This window comes from Rhizobium sp. P1_E6, from assembly GCF_056405875.1.
Map to the genome: position 1 here is coordinate 1 of NZ_JBFUBG010000359.1, position 603 is coordinate 603.

Here is a 603-nt window from a genome sequence, read left to right on the forward strand (position 1 = left end):
GAAAATCCTTGTCCAGCCGGCCCTGTAGACTATTGCCGTTCGAACCGTTCAGCCTGGGGCGCGATCTGATGACAGTACCGACTGTAGAATGGTGCCGCATCCAGGCCGACGTTTCACTGCATTTCAGTTCGACGAGCGCAATGATCTTTGAGTAAATATCGGTCACATTCAGATCGAGAACTGGCTCGTGGTGTGCGACACGATTCCTGAAGATGTTGATATCCTTGACCAGGTCTTGGATATCCTTGCGGCTTTGACTGTGGGCGAGATTTGGAAAAGCGATATTTACCGAGGTTCTCCACAGTGAACCATATCTTTTCCGGAAGAGGTTGGACCAAAAATCGAACGTGAGCGTCGCGACCACCTGGTCACGGGGCGCGTTTTCGGGCGCACGCTCGATCGCCTTATCCAGGCTCCGACGGCTTTCGTCGCTCAAAAAAGTCCGAAAGCCTGCGTCCTCGTGCCAATTCTCGCCGTATCGAGACACCAGAACGGGATCAATCGCATTTCTGAGCGTGACTTCGGCAACCCCAAGAGGATAGAGAAACGCCTTGGCGAGTCGCGAATTGTAAAGATACAGGGCCATGGCGTATTTTTCATGAT

1 protein-coding gene is annotated in these 603 nt (G+C 52.6%); it reads right to left on the reverse strand.

The window, feature by feature from the left end; all coding sequences use genetic code 11:
* Positions 1-603, reverse strand: a 603-nt coding sequence (locus tag AC1D35_RS36740) for an Abi family protein (protein WP_477942998.1), incomplete at both ends; no start/stop codon positions are given.